21 protein-coding genes are annotated in these 16,806 nt (G+C 61.4%); 11 read left to right on the top strand and 10 right to left on the bottom strand.

The annotated features are described in order from the left end of the window. Complete coding sequence (locus tag A6U98_RS19860) at window positions 1-1,050, bottom strand: ChuX/HutX family heme-like substrate-binding protein (protein ID WP_064652124.1); 1,050 nt, start codon at window positions 1,048-1,050, stop codon at window positions 1-3. A gap of 8 nt (window positions 1,051-1,058) precedes the next feature. Next, a complete protein-coding gene (locus A6U98_RS19855) occupies window positions 1,059-1,241 on the bottom strand; it encodes a hemin uptake protein HemP (RefSeq protein WP_012758649.1) in 183 nt (60 codons plus the stop codon). 176 nt (window positions 1,242-1,417) lie between these two features. Between A6U98_RS19855 and A6U98_RS19850 the strand changes: the two genes are divergently transcribed. The 5 genes from A6U98_RS19850 (at window position 1,418) to A6U98_RS19830 (ending at window position 4,350) form a co-directional block, all read left to right on the top strand. After that, window positions 1,418-1,840: a hypothetical protein gene (locus A6U98_RS19850; protein WP_064652123.1), complete on the top strand. Its 423-nt coding sequence runs from the start codon at window positions 1,418-1,420 to the stop codon at window positions 1,838-1,840. A gap of 56 nt (window positions 1,841-1,896) precedes the next feature. Beyond that, the gene (locus A6U98_RS19845; RefSeq protein ID WP_064652293.1) at window positions 1,897-3,240 is read left to right on the top strand and encodes a TonB family protein; all 1,344 of its coding nucleotides are present in this window, start codon (window positions 1,897-1,899) and stop codon (window positions 3,238-3,240) included. Between the two features lie 109 nt (window positions 3,241-3,349). Beyond that, the gene (locus tag A6U98_RS19840) at window positions 3,350-3,757 is read left to right on the top strand and encodes a DUF2325 domain-containing protein (RefSeq protein ID WP_064652122.1); all 408 of its coding nucleotides are present in this window, start codon (window positions 3,350-3,352) and stop codon (window positions 3,755-3,757) included. Continuing rightward, complete coding sequence (locus A6U98_RS19835; RefSeq protein ID WP_064652121.1) at window positions 3,754-4,026, top strand: hypothetical protein; 273 nt, start codon at window positions 3,754-3,756, stop codon at window positions 4,024-4,026. Before A6U98_RS19840 ends, A6U98_RS19835 begins: the two co-directional genes overlap by 4 nt. Before the next feature lie 9 nt (window positions 4,027-4,035). After that, a complete protein-coding gene (locus tag A6U98_RS19830; protein WP_027663899.1) occupies window positions 4,036-4,350 on the top strand; it encodes an antibiotic biosynthesis monooxygenase in 315 nt (104 codons plus the stop codon). A 283-nt stretch (window positions 4,351-4,633) separates the two neighbouring features. On the opposite strand, the gene A6U98_RS19825 is transcribed toward A6U98_RS19830, so the two are convergent. Together A6U98_RS19825 and A6U98_RS19820 are read right to left on the bottom strand one after the other, a co-directional pair. Continuing rightward, a complete protein-coding gene (locus A6U98_RS19825) occupies window positions 4,634-5,005 on the bottom strand; it encodes a DUF423 domain-containing protein (protein WP_064652120.1) in 372 nt (123 codons plus the stop codon). Further along, window positions 5,002-5,412, bottom strand: a complete 411-nt coding sequence (locus A6U98_RS19820; RefSeq protein ID WP_064652291.1) for a group II truncated hemoglobin — start codon at window positions 5,410-5,412, stop codon at window positions 5,002-5,004. The genes A6U98_RS19825 and A6U98_RS19820 overlap by 4 nt, the downstream gene beginning before the upstream one ends. A gap of 164 nt (window positions 5,413-5,576) precedes the next feature. On the opposite strand from A6U98_RS19820, the gene A6U98_RS19815 reads away from it, so the two are divergent. The 6 genes from A6U98_RS19815 to A6U98_RS19790 all read left to right on the top strand — a co-directional run bounded on the left by A6U98_RS19815 (window position 5,577) and on the right by A6U98_RS19790 (window position 10,471). Further along, window positions 5,577-6,140 (top strand): TetR/AcrR family transcriptional regulator, encoded by a 564-nt coding sequence (locus A6U98_RS19815; protein WP_064652119.1) that lies wholly within the window; start codon window positions 5,577-5,579, stop codon window positions 6,138-6,140. 18 nt (window positions 6,141-6,158) lie between these two features. Further along, on the top strand, window positions 6,159-6,500 hold the full coding sequence (locus tag A6U98_RS19810; protein ID WP_018243243.1) for an SMR family transporter: 342 nt from the start codon (window positions 6,159-6,161) through the stop codon (window positions 6,498-6,500). A 191-nt stretch (window positions 6,501-6,691) separates the two neighbouring features. After that, window positions 6,692-7,477 (top strand): ThuA domain-containing protein, encoded by a 786-nt coding sequence (locus A6U98_RS19805; protein WP_064652118.1) that lies wholly within the window; start codon window positions 6,692-6,694, stop codon window positions 7,475-7,477. Window positions 7,478-7,486: 9 nt separating this feature from the next. Further along, entirely contained in the window at window positions 7,487-8,530 is a 1,044-nt protein-coding gene (locus A6U98_RS19800; RefSeq protein ID WP_003542190.1) for a Gfo/Idh/MocA family oxidoreductase, read from the top strand. 104 nt (window positions 8,531-8,634) lie between these two features. After that, window positions 8,635-10,170, top strand: a complete 1,536-nt coding sequence (locus A6U98_RS19795; protein ID WP_064652117.1) for a winged helix-turn-helix domain-containing protein — start codon at window positions 8,635-8,637, stop codon at window positions 10,168-10,170. Between the two features lie 97 nt (window positions 10,171-10,267). Further along, window positions 10,268-10,471 (top strand): hypothetical protein, encoded by a 204-nt coding sequence (locus tag A6U98_RS19790; RefSeq protein ID WP_064652116.1) that lies wholly within the window; start codon window positions 10,268-10,270, stop codon window positions 10,469-10,471. A gap of 9 nt (window positions 10,472-10,480) precedes the next feature. Here the strand turns inward: A6U98_RS19790 and A6U98_RS19785 are convergent, their stop codons facing one another. From A6U98_RS19785 to A6U98_RS19760, 6 genes are all read right to left on the bottom strand, one after another. After that, window positions 10,481-10,876 carry a DUF1236 domain-containing protein gene (locus A6U98_RS19785; RefSeq protein WP_003542187.1) on the bottom strand — a complete coding sequence of 132 codons (396 nt, stop codon included), beginning with the start codon at window positions 10,874-10,876 and terminating at the stop codon, window positions 10,481-10,483. A gap of 122 nt (window positions 10,877-10,998) precedes the next feature. Further along, the gene (locus tag A6U98_RS19780) at window positions 10,999-12,108 is read right to left on the bottom strand and encodes an ABC transporter permease (protein ID WP_064652115.1); all 1,110 of its coding nucleotides are present in this window, start codon (window positions 12,106-12,108) and stop codon (window positions 10,999-11,001) included. 1 nt (window position 12,109) lies between these two features. Further along, a complete protein-coding gene (locus tag A6U98_RS19775) occupies window positions 12,110-13,237 on the bottom strand; it encodes an ABC transporter permease (protein WP_064652114.1) in 1,128 nt (375 codons plus the stop codon). Beyond that, window positions 13,234-14,979: an ATP-binding cassette domain-containing protein gene (locus A6U98_RS19770; protein WP_064652113.1), complete on the bottom strand. Its 1,746-nt coding sequence runs from the start codon at window positions 14,977-14,979 to the stop codon at window positions 13,234-13,236. The genes A6U98_RS19775 and A6U98_RS19770 overlap by 4 nt, the downstream gene beginning before the upstream one ends. Beyond that, entirely contained in the window at window positions 14,976-15,989 is a 1,014-nt protein-coding gene (gene hlyD / locus A6U98_RS19765) for a secretion protein HlyD (RefSeq protein ID WP_064652112.1), read from the bottom strand. Before hlyD ends, A6U98_RS19770 begins: the two co-directional genes overlap by 4 nt. Next, entirely contained in the window at window positions 15,986-16,687 is a 702-nt protein-coding gene (locus tag A6U98_RS19760; RefSeq protein ID WP_064652111.1) for a CerR family C-terminal domain-containing protein, read from the bottom strand. Before A6U98_RS19760 ends, hlyD begins: the two co-directional genes overlap by 4 nt. Window positions 16,688-16,806: the final 119 nt, after the last annotated feature.

Here is a 16,806-nt window from a genome sequence, read left to right as displayed (position 1 = left end):
TTATGCGGCCACACTTGCTGCCCGCGGCAGGTTTTCCATGATCTCGCGCCACTCGGCGCGTTCGTCGGAACCTTCCTTCCGCTTGCCGAAGAACTGAATGATCATCTTGCCTTCGGCATTGTAAGCCTCCAGCGAGGTGACATGGCCGTCCGTGGTCGGCTTGCGTACGGCCCAGGTCTCGGCGATGTGATCCTGGCGCAGATGCAGGTGAAAGGTCGGGTCCATGATATTGATCCACGGACCCATCGGCTGCACGTTGAAGATCGGGCCGGAATGGATCTGGACGATGCCGTTATTGGCGACGAAGCACATGATCGGCAGGCCGGATTTCACCGAGGCATGCATCATGTCTGCCGTCGCGCTGTTGTCGAGCTTCCAGGCATAGTCGTCGCCGACGGTGCGCACAGCCGCCTGGCGGCCGATCTTCAGGCGCTTCAGCATGCCGAAGAACTCATGCGTATCGGTGAGCTTGCTCCAGTTGTCGCGCAGCTCGTCGCGGCTGACGTCGGCGGTTTCATCGACGGCATTTAGGGTCTCAGCCTCGACAAATTGCTGCGACTGGTCTTCCAGCTTCAACTCGGCGACGATTGCGTGATAGGCCTCGACATTCGAGCTCGGGCGCAGGTGCACCTTGTGCACGGCGTTGCCCGCCTTGTCGAAATATTGCAGGCTGAGGCGCTCCTGGTCACCATCCTTCTTGGATACGGCGAAACCATGCTCCCAGCGGCTCGGGAAGATGCGCAGATCGATATTCTCGCCGAGAACGATCGCGGCCTGCGCGCCGCTCTTGATGTTTTCGAAGACACCGATCTTCTCGTGAACGGCACTTTCGTTGCGCGACAGCGCCATCACTTCGCCGAGGCCGGCCACGCGCTCGAGAAGCTTCAGCGCGCTGCCATCGATGCGCGTCACGCTGATACCGGTTTCGGCGGCGACGAGGGCTGCCTCGGAAATCTTCAGTTGGGCGGCGATATCGCGCTCGCGCAGTTTCGGATTCTCAGCGCGAAACGCGCGGATTTCGGCTGGCGCCGGTCTTGTCTGTTCGGTCATGTCCTACCCTACTTATTGAGAATGAGCTTGCCCTGACGGGTGATCTTCAGGCGATAGACCAGGCCGTCGTGTCTAATCATGATCTCGTTCGTGCCGCGGAAAAGATCCGCGCTTTCGACGATCCGGTGCTGCGCCGCAGGCTCGCTCTGCAGCGGCACGTGCTTAAAGTTATCTGGCTTTTCAACCATCATTTCGGTTGGCAATTCCGTGAGGCCGGTGATCAGGGTCCCCGGTTGTGATGACAATTATCTTGACTTTCTTACTCATAGTTTTTTAAAGACGCAATAGGAGACTAATGCAGTCAAGTTTTTGAGATTGCTGATATGAGGCTGCCTGGCGGCGGTTCGCGACAATGGCGGAGAAGATGATGACGGTGAGGTTTGCGGCTGTTGCAGCCGGCATGGTGATGGCGGTTTCAGGTATATGCCAGGCGCAGGATGCGGCAACCGCCAAACTGGATGTCGAGCTCAACGCTCTGGCGCCATCGCAAAAGGGCTGCATGATGACCTTCGTCGCCGAGAACAATCTCCAGACGCCGATCAACAAGATCTCCTTCGAGCTTGCCTTCTTCAACGACAAGAATGCCGTCGACCGCATCACCGTACTCGACTTCCGCGATCTGCCGCAGGGCAAGAAGCGCGTGCGCCAGTTCGATATGCCGAATGTGAAGTGCGAGACGGTCACGCGCATCCTCATCAACGATACGCCTGTCTGCGACGGTCCGGCGGCCGGCGAATGCATGAAGGGTCTCGTCACCCGCTCGCAGATTTCGGTTCCCTTCGAGGGCTAAGAATACGCCGGGGATGATTCCCGGCGGACATGTTTCAGGCTGTCCGAGGCATACAAATGGCAATTTCAGCGAAGACCAGATCGAGACAGGTGCTCATCGGGGAGCCGGACGCTGACGGCGGTCTGAACGACAATAACATGCATCCCGGCCACGAGCTTTCCGACCTGCGCAATGTGCAGCGGCAGCCCGCCGGCGAGGCTGTGGTCCATTATGCGCGCTTCGCGCAAATCTCCTCCTTTCCCGATCATCCGGAAACCGCGTCGGATGCTGTCGCCGCCGCGCCGCCGATGGATGCGGCGGTCGAAAAGCAGGAAGACGAGAAGAAGCCGGTGCGGCGACGGGTGGCGCTGACTTGTGTCGGGTCGTTCTTTTTCCATGCAGGTTTGGTGGTCGCTCTTACTCTGTTTGTGCCGAAACCACCGAACGAAGTGATTGAAGATGCCGGTGAGGCCGTCAGCGTCGTCGTATTTGGTGACTTCGATGTTGACCAGACGTCGGCAGGTGATCCCGAGCTGGAAGTGAAGCCGGAGGAAATTGCCGCTGAGGAGGTTAAGCCGGCTACGGTCCAATCGACCACTGAGACTGACGAAGTTCAACCAACAGAGATGCAGCCCGAGCAGGCGAAACCAGTTGAGGCCGAATCTGTGGAAGCCGTGTCGCCTTCGCAGGAGGTGACACGTGCTTCGCCCGAGACAGTTGTAGCCGCGGAGCCGGAGATTCTTGTTTCTCAGAATCCTGCCGAAACTTTCGTCGCACAGCCGATGGCAATGGCAGTGCCGGAGCAGCCCGCGCCTGAAATCATGCCGACTACAGTACCAGAACAGGTGGCGACGGTGCAGCCGACCGAAGTTCAGCCAGAGGAAGTGAAGCCAGTCGAGGCTGCCGAAGTCTCGCCGGAGCCTGAAGAAAGGCCCGAGCCGCAACCGAAGTCGAAGATTGAAAAGCCGAAACCGGATGAAAAGAAGCAGCCTCGGAAGAAGGTGGAGCCTACGGGTGGAAAAAATGGCACGGATCGCAAAGACACGACGAGGGGCGTAGCGACCGGTCAGGACGCGCCAGAGTTTAATGGCATGGCAACGACAGCGGGCAGAGGCGACGGCATTGGAAGCGCAGCTGTAGCGAATTATCCAGGCAAGGTGCAGAAGCGTATTCGCCGCGCAATTCGAGTGCCTAACGAATACAAGAGAATGGGCGAGGCCATTTCCGTGCGCGTCAGATTGACGATTGATGGAACGGGTAGGCTGTCCTCAGTCTCCGTTGCCGGCAGTTCAGGTATTCCGGAGTTGGACAAGGCTGCTCTTGACGGCGTGCGCCGCGCCGCGCCGTTTCCGCCATTGCCCCCCCAGTGGGGCAAGGCTAGCTGGAGCTTCACTCAGGAGGTTCAGGTTACCTCTCGATAAAATATGATAAAAACAATCAACTTTATACTTTACTCTAAAAATCAAGTTTAATAAGGTCCACCCGCACACGCAGGAATCGTGTGACGATCAACGAGCGAACGGGTGGCATATGGCTCGCAAGGGCAAGAAGGGTTCGAACCGGGAGGTCCGCGATAGCGCGGGCGAGGACACCGGTCAGGCATCCCTCGGACGGTCCAAACTGGATGGCCGCAGTTTCCTCTATGTCGGTGGCCGTGACTGCCAGGTGGCGCATCTTCGCCAGATCGCCAGCAATTTCGGCGCTGAGCTCATCCACCATGATGGCGGTCTGCGCGAAGCGGTTTCCCGCATCGATACTCTGCTTCCCTCGGTCGACTGCGTCTTCTGCCCCATCGACTGTATCAGCCACGATGCCTGCCTGCGTGTGAAGACCGGCTGCAAGAAGTTCAGCAAGACCTTCATCCCGCTTCGCAACGGCAGCAAGTCCAGCCTGGAGCGTGCGCTGCAGACGATGAGCGAACGAGACAATTCCCGATGAACGACCAGCGCCCCGACGGCTTCACCATGATCGGCCTGCATAAGCTCGCCGCGCAGACAGGCGAGGGCCTCGTGCCCGAACTCTATGAACTTTTCCAGCAGCATGCCGAACGCCAGCAGATCTACCAGAATGTGACGCTGTTCCCGACCTGGGAAGCGCGCATGCCCGGGGAAGCGACAACAAGACCGCTTGGCCCAGCAGCGGCAAACGGCGATAATGTTCTCGCCTTTCCCTTGCGTTCTGCAAGGGCGGGCAAGAGGAAATCGTAGGGAGATTCCATGTATATCGCAATGAACCGCTTCAAGGTTGCAACCGGCAGCGAAGGCGATTTCGAGACGGTCTGGCGTAATCGCGATTCCAGCCTGCCCGAGGTGCCTGGTTTCGTCGAATTCCGCCTGCTGCGCGGCAAGGCCAACGAAGAGGAGGGCTATACGCTCTATTCCTCGCACACGGTCTGGAAAAGCGAAGCGGATTTTCAGAACTGGACTAAGTCCGAGAGCTTTCGCGCGGCGCACCGCAATGCCGGCGATCACAAGGCGATCTACAAGGGGCCGCCGGTCTTCGAAGGCTTTAACGTGGTCGACGGCATTTAATTTTGGTTGTTGCGGTTTTCATGCGCAAAGGCGGGAAAGCGACGCCCGGGTGTTGAAGCTTCGACTTGCAGGAGCAAGCCGGCTGGAGCTGATCGAGGTTAAGCGGTTTGCCTCGCTAATGCTTGGTTTTTCCATTCGCTCTGCACCTCCCCTCCCGTCATTACTGTGCTTGTCACAGGATGAGGGAGGAGAGGCGAAACTTCCCGTCAGCCGCCTCTATATCCCGCATGCCGCGAGCGATTTTACGAGCGCGTCTTCAGAAGGGGAGCCGCCCCGACGCTTCTCACGCCTTAACCCGGAAGACAGCGCCTGCCGCAACGGCCAGCCAGCCAAGCATCATCGCCCAGCCGCCGGTCGGCGCGGCATAGGGGAAGAGGCCGGAGCCGGCAAATCGCAGGGTGACGAGATCGCCCGCAAAAAGCAGTGTTCCGACAATCATTAGCAAACCGGCCAGCCAGGCGGTTCTAAGCCTGGCGTTGCCGAGCGCCAATGCCAGCAGGGCGGGGGCGTGGGCAAGGCACATGGCAGATGCGGATGCCGCAAGATTGGCCTCGCCGCCGCCGTGGGCAGCAAGGGCGGCAAGCGCCACGCCGGCAACGCCGAACAGGCCGGCGAAGAGATAGAGCACCGGCTCCAGACGCGCGTTCAAGCTCATGGTTGTTCCTTGTTGTCGGGGACCTTGTTCTGCATGTGATAGGCGAGCCGTTCCACCGGCGCCCAGATGAGATCGCGCAGCGCCTGGCTTGCGATCGTCTCGTCCAGGGCGCGGCGGAAGCAGAGCAGCCATTCGTCGCGCTCCACAGGGCCGATCTCGGCGACGAAATGGCGGCTGCGCAGGCGCGGATGGCCGCGCTTGTCGGTATAGAGCGGGGGGCCGCCGAGATAACCGCTCATATACTCGTAGAATTTCTCTTCACTGCCCGTAAGGCTCGGCGGGTGCACGGCGCGCACGTTTCTCGCCTCCGGCAGCGTGTCCATCAGCTCGTCGAAGCGGTGCGTCAACGCCCGTACGACAGGATCGCCGCCGATCGCCTCATAGAGTGTGGTGACCTTTTCCGTCACGAAACCATCCCATGCCATCCTGATCCCCCAGGCCCTTCATGCACCGGGCGGAAAATGATCGCAACTGTCATCAAGGTGCCGCGGCATTTCGCGCATAATGCCGGGACGGAAGGGCGTGGCCGATTCCTCTTGACAAAACCGTCCGGACGGTATCTTTTATTTGCATGTCGAACGCTCATCATCGCAAGAAACAGCCCGTGCTCGTGCGCCAGCAGTTGCTGGAGGTCGCCGCGCGCCTTGCTGCCAGCGACGGCATGGCCGCCGTCACGCTCGATGCGGTTTCCGCTGCGTCCAGCGTCAGCAAGGGTGGGCTGCTGCATCACTTCCCAACAAAGAATGCGCTGCTCGATGCCCTGTTCGAGAGCCTGCTCGAAAAGTTCGACGCCGATATAGAGGAACTGATGCGCGGCGATCCGCTGCCGCAGGGGCGCTTCACCCGCGCCTATCTCAGAGCGGTATCCGGTCTCAAGGAACGCCCCGACGATTCCCGGAGTTGGACGCAAGTGACGATCGCGCTTCTTGCCGAGCCCCGGCTGCGTCTTCGCTGGCGCCAATGGGTGCAGGCGCGAGCCGAGGAATATATCGGCACCGATTCCTCCCTCGACACGCAAGTCGTGCGTTTCGCCGCCGACGGACTTTGGTTCGCGGACACGTTGGAAAGCCATGATATCAACGGCGTTCTGAGGCGGGATCTTATCGATCGCCTTGTCGAACTGACCGGCAGGTAATTCGAAAAGGAATCCGCCATGAGCCAGGCCGCCGTCTACGGGCTGCTGTTTGCAGCTATCGTGCTCGAAGTCATCGGCACGACCGCGCTGCAGCTATCGCAGCAGTTCACCCGCATCGGGCCGACGGCACTCGTCGTCGCCTGTTATGCTGCCGCCTTCTATTGCCTGTCGCTCACGCTGAAAAGCATCCCCGTCGGTATCGCCTATGCGATTTGGAGCGCTTTGGGAATCGTGCTGATTTCCTCGGTCGGTCTGGTCTTCTTCAAGCAGCGCCTCGACCTGCCGGCAGTCGTGGGGCTCGGGCTGATCATATCGGGCGTTGTGGTCGTCAATCTATTCTCGAAATCCGTTTCGCATTGATATTGCTGCGATATTGGCAGGCGGTTTCTCCGCCTCCGGCCGGTAAATTTTCCCCTTTGTCAAAATACTGACAAAGGTCTATGTGTTCTTTGGACGTGGAGGAGACGAGGCGCAGCCAGCGCTGTTTTCCAAAGCGCTTTGAATCCTGCCTTCCCGCCTATCGATACTTCCAGGTTCTACAGGAGCACATCATGGCCATTCGCACCGTCGTCTGGGGAGAGAATATCCACGAGAATACCAATGCCATCGTCCGGGATATTTATCCCGAAGGCATGCACACGACGATCGCCAACGCGTTGAATAGCGATTCCGATATCTCGGCGACGACAGCGACGCTGCAGGAGCCGGAACACGGCCTCAGCGAAGCCCGCCTTACTGAGACCGACGTGTTGACCTGGTGGGGCCACAAGGATCACGGCGCGGTCTCCGATGTCGTTGTCGAGCGTGTCGCCAAGCGCGTCTGGGAAGGCATGGGCCTGCTGGTGCTGCATTCAGGCCATTTCTCCAAGATCTTCAAGCGGCTGATGGGCACGCCCTGCGCGCTGAAATGGCGCGAGGCGGGCGAGCGCGAGCGTCTGTGGACGATCAATCAGCGCCATCCGATCGCCGCAGGCATCGGCGAGCATTTCGAGCTTGAGAACGAGGAAATGTACGGCGAGCAGTTCTCGGTGCCGGAGCCGCTCGAAACGGTGTTCATCTCCTGGTTCCAGGGCGGCGAAGTGTTCCGCTCGGGCCTGACCTGGCGCCGTGGCGCCGGCAATATCTTCTATTTCCGCCCCGGCCACGAGACCTATCCCACCTATCACGACGTCAATGTCCAGAAGGTGCTGATCAATGGTGTGAAGTGGGCTTATAACCCTCAGGGGTCGTTGACTGGTATCACCGACGCCCCAAATGTGCCGGTAGAAAAAGCACTGGAGCCGATCGTCGAACGCGGCCCGAAACTGCACCACTCCGGCGAAGCCGGTTACCGCTGAGGAGCATCCATGCGACTACTCGTTCTTGGCACCGGCGTGATGGCGAAAAACCAGCTCGCTCGCTTCCCCCTGATCGACGGCGTGACGGTGGTCGGCGCCGTCGACACCGATCCTGAGCGGCTTTCGGCCTTCGCCGACAAGTTCAACATCGAAAAGCGGTTTCTTTCACTGGAGGAGGCGATCGCCTGGGGTGAATTCGATGCGGCGACGAACGTGACGCCCGACCGCATCCATCACCCGACGACGATGGCTCTGATTGCCGCCGGCAAGCACGTCTTCTGCGAAAAACCGCTGGCGGAGAATTATGCGAAGGCGCTGGAGATGACGGAGGCGGCCGAAAAAGCCGGCGTCATCAACATGGTGAACCTCACCTATCGCAACGTGGCGCCGCTGCAGCGCGCCCGTGAGATGGTGCTCGCCGGCGAGCTCGGCACGATCAGGCACGTGGAAGCCTCTTATCTCCAGAGCTGGCTGGTGTCGCGCGCCTGGGGCGACTGGCGCACGGAATCGACCTGGCTCTGGCGGCTTTCCACCGGGCACGGTTCGAACGGCGTGCTCGGCGATGTCGGCATCCATATCCTCGATTTCGCCGCCTATGGTGCGGCGACCGACATCGACCACGTCTTTGCGCGGTTGAAGACCTTTAACAAGGCGCCGGGCGGCCAGATCGGCGAATATCTGCTCGATGCCAATGACAGCTTCACCATGTCTGTCGATTTCGCCAATGGTGCACTCGGCGTCATCCATGCCAGCCGTTGGGCGACAGGGCATCTGAACGAGTTGAAGCTGCGCATTTATGGCGAGAGAGGCAGCCTTGAGGTCATCCATCGTCCCAGCGGCTCCGAGCTGCATGGCTGCCTCGGCGAGGATGTCGAAACCGCCACCTGGACGAAGATCGAGGTTGAACCGGTGGCGACCAACTACCAGCGTTTTGCCGAGGCCGTGGCAAGCGGCATCCAGCCGGATCCGAACTTCCGCCACGCCGCCAACCTGCAGAAGGTGCTCGACCTTGCGATGGTGACCGAGCGCGAGCGGCGCGAGCTGAAGGTCTGATCCTGTCCGCTGGATAGGCCGCCGTTCATCCGACGGCAGCTTATCCAGCGCATCGGCGCGTTGATCCGCTTTTCGTTTGCGAGACTTTCACGCTATGCTTCTGCATGGTCAGCTCGACGCTCTCCTTTGGTCCGTTCGTTTACGATCCCGTGACAGGAATCCTGTGGCGGGACGGGAAGTCCGTTGCGACAGGAGCGCGGCCGGTAGCGCTGCTGGGCATGCTGCTGGAGGCCGAGGGCCGGGTCGTCACCAAGGCGGATCTGATAGAGCGGGCCTGGCCGGGGCTTGCCGTGGAAGAAGGCAACCTCACGGTTCAGATTGCCACGCTCAGGAAGCTTCTGGGCGCAAGGTCCGATGGCACGGACTGGATCGTCACCGTTCCCAGGGTCGGTTATCGCCTGCCGCGCCAGGACGATGCAGGGATGGCGCCTGCAGCGCCGCAGCTGCCTTCCGTCGCGGTTCTTCCTTTCGTCAATCTCAGCGGCGATGTCGATCAGGATTATTTTGCCGATGGCGTGGTGACGGAGATCATCACGGCCCTTGCGCGCTTCCGCTCCTTTTCGGTCGTCTCGCGCTATTCCGCCTTCATTTACAAGGGACGCAGCATCGATGTGCGAGAGGTGGCCAGGGAATTGGGAGTGCGCTACCTGCTGGAAGGCAGCATCCGGCGGGAAGGCGGGCAGGTGCGTATCAATGTGCAACTGGTCGACGGCGTGACGGCGGCCAACCTCTGGGCTGATCATTTTGAAGACGGCATAAGCCACATCTTCGCCTTCCAGGACCGTATCACCGAACGCGTCGCCTCGATCGTCGAGCCGGCGATAGAGATCGCCGAAATCCAGAGGTCACGACGCGACAGGCCGAACAGCCCGGCAGTTTATGATCTCTATCTGCGTGCGCTTGCCGCGATCATCGACGAGTCGATCGAAAGCAACGCCGCCGCCTATACCTTGCTGCAGGAGGCTCTCGCCATGGAGCCGGAAAATGCGATGCTGCTTTCGCATGCCGCCTGGGCGCTCGAACACCGCATTACCATGGGCTGGCCGCGGCTTGGAGAGGACGACAAGGCGGAATGCATCAGCCTTGCCCGTCGCGGGCTCCAGCATTCGGCGGGCGATCCTCGGGTGATGGCTCATTGCGGCATGGCGCTGTTGCAGGTGGGCAAGGATTATGAAGGCGGCATGGCCGTGCTGGAGGCTGCCGCTGCGGCCAATCCCAACGATCTTCTGGTGGCGGCCTGTTCCGGTATTGCCGCCTTGCACTGCGGCGATATCGAACATGCGCTCGTGCGCCTGCACCGCGCGGTGAGATTGGGACCCCGCGATCCTGATGCGCGTTTTTCGCTGACGGGCATTGCCATGGCGGAAATCTTCCGCGGCAATTACGAGGCGGCACTTTCATACGCGTCACGTTCGCTGGCGCTCAATGCCCATTTCGACCCGACCTACTGGATGCTGATCGCCGCACACGCGCATCTCGGCAATATGGAGCAGGCGCAGCAGTTCCTGCGCGCGCTCGGAGCGATTGCACCTGATGTAACGCTGGAAGGCATTCTGGCAGGCCAGCCGGCCAAGGATCCCCAGCGTTTTGCGCCGGTTCTGGAAGGGCTGGCGCGCGCCGGCATGCGGCCGCGCCTATAGGCCTTTGCAAGTTTTTGCAACTTTTAGTTAGACCTTAAAGACATAGCATGACGCGTGGGCCACGCTGATCCCATCAACCGGGATGGGGGATCGGCTCATGCTTTCCAGCATGCACATTCTATCGCTCAAACAAGGCAAGCTTTACGGTGACCGAATTCCAATAGAGGCGCTGCCGCAGGGGTTTACGCTGCCACGTCACCTTCTCCGCCTGTTTAAGCGGATCGGCACCTGGTGCAGACGCACGAAAAACGGCCCCGCCGAAGCGGGGCCGGAAGTTGCCGAGCCGCAACAGGCGGCTTAGGTTGCCTGATTATTCTATCACCTGCACCACGCGGTGTGTGCGGGGTTCGACAATCACGTGTTGATTGTTGATGACCGTATAAGCGTATTTCGGATTGTCAGGCACCGGCGTCACGACAACGTCTGCTGGAAGCGGCTTGCCGACGACGATCGGTTCCTGGACCACCACGGAGGCGGTCGGGGCCGGCTGCTGCTGGACATAGGTGACGACCTCGCGCGGCGGAGGATCGACAACGGCACCGGCGACACCGCCAGCCACGCCGCCAATAGCAGCACCCACGGGACCACCGACGATCGCGCCGGTGATGGCGCCACCGGCGGCACCGGTGACGGCTCCGTCAGCCAGAGCATTGGTGGCAAGAGACGACAGCGCAAGGGCGCTGGAGACAAGTAGGATCTTGTACATTTTTGCTTCTCCTTTGCTGGGGTTGCGCTTGAGTAACGACCGCGCCAATCCGAGGTTCCGGCAGGAGAGAGTCACGCTTTGGAAGGCCGGTTCACATTCTGTGAGGTGGCCGAAGCACTGGTTTATTCCAGCCGCCGTCGGAAGAGCCAGGCGGCTGCGCTGAGGGTGACGGCTGCAATCAGCGCCAGCGGGATCGTCTGATTCACCACCTCGCTCAAGGGGATATCCTTGAGGAAGACGCCTTTGACGATCACCAGGAAATAGCGCAGCGGATTGATCAGGGTCACCGGCTGCAACCACCCGGGCATGTTTTCGATGGGCGTTGCAAAGCCTGAGAGCAGCATGGCCGGAACCATGAACAGGAAGGCGCCGAGGATCGCCTGCTGCTGTGTCATCGACAGCGCCGAGATGAACAGGCCAAGGCCGGCGACCGAACCGAGATAGAAGATTGCGCTGCCGTACAGCAGGAAGAGCGAGCCGCGCAGTGGCACCTCGAAGAGGAAGACGGCGGCCAGGATATAGACGGTGATGTGGAAGAGGCCGATCATCATCGGCGGGATCAGTTTGCCGATCAGGATCTCGTGGATGCGCAGCGGCGAGACCATCAACTGGTCGAAGGTGCCAAGCTCGCGCTCGCGGGCGATCGACAGCGCCGTGACGATCAGGCCAATCAGCAGCGCGATGCTGGCAATGAGGTTCGGCACCATGAACCATTGATAGGTGAGGTTCGGGTTGAACCAGTTGCGCGGCACGGTCGAGACGATATCGGCGCCGGCACGTTTGCCGGCCGGCGTCTCGGCGGCAAGCGCCGCCCCGATCTGCGAGAGATAACCCGCGACGATCTGCGAGGCGTTGGAGCGGCGGCCGTCGAGCACCACCTGCAGATCGGCCGGCGCTCCCGCCTCAATATTGCGGGAAAAGTCCGGGCCGATCTCGAGGGCGGCAATGGCCGTCTGGTTGTCTATCGCTGCCCGGACCTCCGTCTGGCTTCCTGCAATCTCGATTTTCCGGAAGGTCGGCGAGCCATCGATGCGCTCGATCAGTTCCTGGCCCCAGTGACCGCTGTCGCGGTTGAGGATCAGGACGTCGACATTGCGGACTTCGAGCGTCGCCGCATAGGAGAAGACGAGAAGCTGGACGATCGGCGGGCCGATCAGGATGGCGCGACCCTTGGGATCACGCAGGACGGCGAGCAATTCCTTGACGATCAGGGCGTAGAGCCTTGTCCACATCTCAACCGATCCTCTTTCTGGTGCTGCGGGCCGCAAGCGCGAACATGATGGCGCCGATCGTCAGCATCACGCCGATTGCCTGCAGAAACATCGGCCAGATGTCGCCGGCCAGGAACACCGTCTGCAGGCTGGGGATTAGGTAGCGCGCCGGCACGATGAAGGTGATCCACTGGATCACCACCGGCATGGAATTGATCTCGAAGAGGAATCCAGACAGCAGGAAAGCAGGGAGAAAGGCCGAGATCAGCGCCAGCTGCGAGGCAAGGAACTGGTTTTTCGTGGCCGTCGATATCAACAGGCCCTGGCCAAGCGCCGGGATCAGGAAAGCGGCCGACAGCGCGTAAAGAGCGGCGACGGAGCCGCGGAACGGCACACCGAAGAGAAAGACCGCAAGCAGCACGCAGAGCGTCATCGAGGTGAGGCCGAGCAGGAAATAGGGCAGGATCTTGCCGGCGAGCAGTTCGACCGCCGTCACCGGTGTCGCCATCATCGCCTCCATCGTACCCCGCTCCCATTCGCGGGCGACGACGAGCGAGGTCAGAAGCGTGCCGACCAGCGTCATGACGATGGCGATCGAGCCTGGCACGAGGAAATTGCGGCTGGTCAGTTCAGGATTGAACCAGAAACGCTGCTCGACCGAAATGGCGGGACTATGGGAGGCGACGTCCGCCTGCCTCTGCCGCTCCCAGTTGGCAACAGTGCCTTGGGCATAATTCTGCACGAAATTCGCCGTGTTCGGTTCCGAGCCATCGACGATCACCTGGATATCGGGCCGGTTGCCGGCGGTGTAGCGCGTGGTGAAATCGGCGGGGATGACGACAATGCCGCGCAGCTTGCCGAGCACGAGGTCTTCCTCGAACAGACGCCGGTCGCGGCCGATGGCCACATCGAAATAGCGCGAAGCCTGGAAACTGGCCGATAGATCCTGCGTCAGCGGCGTCATCTCCTCGGTCACGAGGCCGATGCGGGTGCGGGTGGTATCGAGCGAGACGCCGTAGCCGAAGAGAAATAGCAGGATCAGCGGCAGCACGAGGGCGATGAGGATACTGCTTGGATCGCGGATCGCCTGGAAGCTTTCCTTGCGCACCAGAGCTGAAAGACGCCGAAGTCGACCGGAGGAGGCGCTCATGCGGCATCCTCCGCTTCCGATTGCTGTACGAGGGCGATGAAGGCGTCCTCCATCGTCGGGTCCTGCAGCTCCTTGGTCGCGACGCGGGCCTTCAATTCATCGGGCGAACCGAGCGCGATCGAGCGGCCGCGATAGATCAGTGAGATCCGGTCGCAATATTCTGCCTCGTCCATGAAATGGGTGGTGACGAGCACGGTGACGCCCTTTTCGACCAGCGCATTGATATGCGTCCAGAATTCGCGCCGGGTGATAGGATCGACGCCGGAGGTGGGTTCGTCGAGGAAGAGAGCGCGAGGCTCGTGCATGACGGCGCAGGCGAGCGCCAACCGCTGTTTCAGGCCGAGCGGCAGGTCCTTGGCCGGCTGGCCGACATGGCGGCCGAAATCGAAGATGCTGGCCATCAGCGCGATGCGCTCGCGCCGATGTTTTCCGCGAAGGCCATAGACGCCGGAGAAGAATTCGAGGTTCTGCATGACGGTCAGATCGCCGTAGAGCGAGAATTTCTGCGCCATATAGCCAAGTTGGTTACGGGCCTCGGCGGCATCGCGGCGAAGGTCGAAACCGGCAACGCGGCCTTCGCCGCCGGTCGGCTTCAGCAGGCCGCAGAGCATCTTGAAGGTGGTGGATTTGCCGGCGCCGTTCGGGCCGAGCAGGCCGAAGATTTCGCCGCGGCGGATATCGAAGCTGATATTGTCGGCAGCGGTGAAATCGCCGAAGCGCTTGGTCAGCCCCTTTGCCTCGATCACCGGCCGATCGCCATCATCCTTCACTGGCTCCTGCGCCTCTGCCAGCCGCGAGCGGCCGCCGGGACCGCCGCCCAGCATGTCGATGAAGGCATCCTCGAAACGCGGCGGGGCAGGGGCGAGCGTCGCGCCATCGCCGGCCGAGCCGATATCCGGTTTCGCGTCCTTGGCGGCGACGAGGCGGATCGCCTCGCCCTGGATCACGCCGTCGATGACGCCATCGGCCTGCAGGAGTTCGGCAAGCACCTGCCGGCGGCGGCCGCTGACATCGGATACCCTGAAGACCCGGTCCTTGACGCGCTCGGTCATCTCCATCGGTTTTCCCGAAAAGAGCAGCTTGCCCTGGTTCAAAAGCAGCACGTGATCGCAGGCTTCCGCCTCATCCAGATAAGCGGTCGACCAAAGCACGCCGATGCCCTCTTTCGTCAGGTTCTCGACCATCTTCCAGAGGTCGCGGCGCGAGATCGGGTCGACGCCGACGCCCGGCTCGTCGAGCAGCAGCAGGCGCGGCTTTTTCAGAAGCGCGCAGGCAAGGCCGAGCTTCTGCTTCATGCCGCCGGAGAGTTTTCCGGCCAGCCGGCCGGTGAAGCGTTTGAGGTCGGTGAAGGTGAGCAATTCGTCGAAGGCGCTGGCGCGTTCGCTCTTCGGCAGCCCGCGCAGATCGGCATAGAGATCGAGGTTTTCCTGCACCGAGAGGTCCTCATAGAGGCCGAAGCGCTGCGGCATGTAGCCGATCGCCGCCTGGATGCCGGCGGCATTCTTCCTGGTGTCAAAGCCGAGAACCTCCATCGTTCCCACGTCGGGCAGCATCAGACCGGTCATCAGGCGGATCAGCGTTGTCTTGCCGGCGCCATCAGGGCCGACGAGGCCGGTGATTGCGCCGCCGCCGATCGCGCCGGAGACGGCGTCAAGGGCGGCCGGCGCGGTGCCAAAGCGCTTGGTGACGCCGTCGATCCGGACGAGCGGCTTGTCGTCCCGGCCGGTCTCGGCGGCGCTCATTGTTCGCCCGCTGTCGGTGTGGGAAAGCGCACGGTGACCGGCATGCCCTGGCGCAGATCTGGGCCGGGCTTGTCGATGACGATCCTCAGGCGATAGACGAGGTCGGTCCGGAGCTCCGGCGTCTCCACCGATTTCGGGGTGAACTCGGCGACCGGAGAGATGAAGCCGATCGTGCCTTCATAGGGCTTGTCAGGCGACGTATCGGAGGCGACAGAAACCTTCATGCCGGGATGGATGCGGCCGAGATCGGGTTCGGCGACATAGGTACGCACCCAGACGGGTTGGGTCAGAGACAACACGAAGACGGTGTCTGCCGGCGAGACGATCGCGCCATTCTCTCTGACGCGGGAGAGGATGACGCCGTCGTTCGGCGCGCGCAGTTCGGTATCTTCCAGAGAGGTGCGGGCGGAGGCAAGCGTTGCCTGCGCCGCCTTCAGCTGGGCGTCGGCAGCGGCGATATCCTCGACACGGGAGCCTTCCAACAGCAGTTTCAACGCCTCATTGGCGGAGTCGGAGCGTGCGGCGGCCATGGCCCTTGCAGCGGTCGCCTGATCAAGGCTTGCCTCGGAAATCGTGCCCTGGGGGCGCAATTGGCGGGCGCGGTCATAGGCGAGGTTGGCATTGCGGAGATCGGCGATACTTTCGTCATAGGCGGCGCGCGCCTGGGCGATCTCGGTCGGCCGCGGACCGGCCTTCAGCTTGTCGAGCGTTGCCTGGAGGGCTGCGACATTGGCTTCGCCCGAGCGGACCGCGAATTCATAGGGTGCTGCATCGAGCTTTGCCAGAACCGTTCCAGTTTTGATGACGTCGCCTTCGTCGGCATGGAGTTCGGCGAGACGGCCGCTGACACGGAAACCGAGCGAGACCTGGCGGATATCGACATTGCCGTAAAGGACGAACTCGCGGCGGGCCTCGGGCAACCAGCCGAGCTTTTCGGGCAGGCCGTGCCACCAAGCGGCAGCACTTGCCGCAACGAGAAGAAGGATGGCGATGGGAAGGATGCGTTTCATGCTGCACTTCCTTTTGGTGCGCTGATGGCATCGACCAGCTCTGCGGCGAGGCCGCGCACGGTTTCCACCTGTTCCGGGCCGACGCCGTCCCACTCCATCTGGGCGAGCACGGCTGCATGGGCGACGCGAAAGACGAGGATGCTGCCGAGAAGTGTGAAGGTGCGCAGGCGTACATGTTCCGAGGCGGGATCCTCATGAAGGATGGTGCCGATCAGCCGCCGGCCCATCTCGATCATCGGCCGCATGAGGCCCTGATAGATCCGTGTGAAGGCTTCTGTCGGCTCCATCTGCTCGCGGATCAGGAAGCGCGCCCAGGATTCGGATTCCTTGCCGACGAACAGCGTCACCATGGTCTGCAAAATCTCGGTCAGGAAATGGCGAGCCTCCGCTTCACCGAGCGGTTTGCCGGCAGCGTCGAGCGCCAGCAGATGCGCGCCGACGCGCGCCCTCATGTCACCGACATGCGTATTGATCCGCATCATCAGATATTCGGCGGTGGCGATGTAGAGACCTTCCTTGCTGCCGAAATAGTAGGGGATCGCCTGCAGGTTGACGCCGGCCGCTTCCGTGAGCTGGCGCGTCGAGGCGCCGTCGAAGCCATAACGGCCGAAGACATCGAGGGCGGCGGATAGCATCTTCTGACGCGCGATCTCGGCACGGGCGGAGGCCGGTGACGGGTTGTTGTGTTCTTGGGTCATGACAGTTCATAACGCTGATGGAGAAATAAGTCAATCGATTGATATATTTTGAAAGCAGATCTTATCGACCGATGCCTTTGCTGAGGCAAAGGCAAGAACGTGACATCGCTCATGGCTGG

It is taken from the genome of Rhizobium sp. WYCCWR10014 (assembly GCF_001657485.1).
Taxonomy (GTDB): Bacteria; Pseudomonadota; Alphaproteobacteria; order Rhizobiales; family Rhizobiaceae; genus Rhizobium.
The sequence above is the reverse complement of the archived record's forward strand: the minus strand, read 5'-3'. Positions and strand labels throughout refer to the sequence as shown.

What these genes read in the sequence shown, in the direction of transcription:
- A6U98_RS19860 (WP_064652124.1), bottom strand. Translation starts at nt 1,050, where the DNA reads ATGACCGAACAGACAAGACCGGCGCCAGCCGAAATCCGCGCGTTTCGC.
- A6U98_RS19855 (WP_012758649.1), bottom strand. Translation starts at nt 1,241, where the DNA reads ATGATGGTTGAAAAGCCAGATAACTTTAAGCACGTGCCGCTGCAGAGC.
- A6U98_RS19850 (WP_064652123.1), top strand. Translation starts at nt 1,418, where the DNA reads ATGACGGTGAGGTTTGCGGCTGTTGCAGCCGGCATGGTGATGGCGGTT.
- A6U98_RS19845 (WP_064652293.1), top strand. Translation starts at nt 1,897, where the DNA reads ATGGCAATTTCAGCGAAGACCAGATCGAGACAGGTGCTCATCGGGGAG.
- A6U98_RS19840 (WP_064652122.1), top strand. Translation starts at nt 3,350, where the DNA reads ATGGCTCGCAAGGGCAAGAAGGGTTCGAACCGGGAGGTCCGCGATAGC.
- A6U98_RS19835 (WP_064652121.1), top strand. Translation starts at nt 3,754, where the DNA reads ATGAACGACCAGCGCCCCGACGGCTTCACCATGATCGGCCTGCATAAG.
- A6U98_RS19830 (WP_027663899.1), top strand. Translation starts at nt 4,036, where the DNA reads ATGTATATCGCAATGAACCGCTTCAAGGTTGCAACCGGCAGCGAAGGC.
- A6U98_RS19825 (WP_064652120.1), bottom strand. Translation starts at nt 5,005, where the DNA reads ATGAGCTTGAACGCGCGTCTGGAGCCGGTGCTCTATCTCTTCGCCGGC.
- A6U98_RS19815 (WP_064652119.1), top strand. Translation starts at nt 5,577, where the DNA reads ATGTCGAACGCTCATCATCGCAAGAAACAGCCCGTGCTCGTGCGCCAG.
- A6U98_RS19810 (WP_018243243.1), top strand. Translation starts at nt 6,159, where the DNA reads ATGAGCCAGGCCGCCGTCTACGGGCTGCTGTTTGCAGCTATCGTGCTC.
- A6U98_RS19805 (WP_064652118.1), top strand. Translation starts at nt 6,692, where the DNA reads ATGGCCATTCGCACCGTCGTCTGGGGAGAGAATATCCACGAGAATACC.
- A6U98_RS19800 (WP_003542190.1), top strand. Translation starts at nt 7,487, where the DNA reads ATGCGACTACTCGTTCTTGGCACCGGCGTGATGGCGAAAAACCAGCTC.
- A6U98_RS19795 (WP_064652117.1), top strand. Translation starts at nt 8,635, where the DNA reads ATGGTCAGCTCGACGCTCTCCTTTGGTCCGTTCGTTTACGATCCCGTG.
- A6U98_RS19790 (WP_064652116.1), top strand. Translation starts at nt 10,268, where the DNA reads ATGCTTTCCAGCATGCACATTCTATCGCTCAAACAAGGCAAGCTTTAC.
- A6U98_RS19785 (WP_003542187.1), bottom strand. Translation starts at nt 10,876, where the DNA reads ATGTACAAGATCCTACTTGTCTCCAGCGCCCTTGCGCTGTCGTCTCTT.
- A6U98_RS19780 (WP_064652115.1), bottom strand. Translation starts at nt 12,108, where the DNA reads ATGTGGACAAGGCTCTACGCCCTGATCGTCAAGGAATTGCTCGCCGTC.
- A6U98_RS19775 (WP_064652114.1), bottom strand. Translation starts at nt 13,237, where the DNA reads ATGAGCGCCTCCTCCGGTCGACTTCGGCGTCTTTCAGCTCTGGTGCGC.
- A6U98_RS19770 (WP_064652113.1), bottom strand. Translation starts at nt 14,979, where the DNA reads ATGAGCGCCGCCGAGACCGGCCGGGACGACAAGCCGCTCGTCCGGATC.
- hlyD (WP_064652112.1), bottom strand. Translation starts at nt 15,989, where the DNA reads ATGAAACGCATCCTTCCCATCGCCATCCTTCTTCTCGTTGCGGCAAGT.
- A6U98_RS19760 (WP_064652111.1), bottom strand. Translation starts at nt 16,687, where the DNA reads ATGACCCAAGAACACAACAACCCGTCACCGGCCTCCGCCCGTGCCGAG.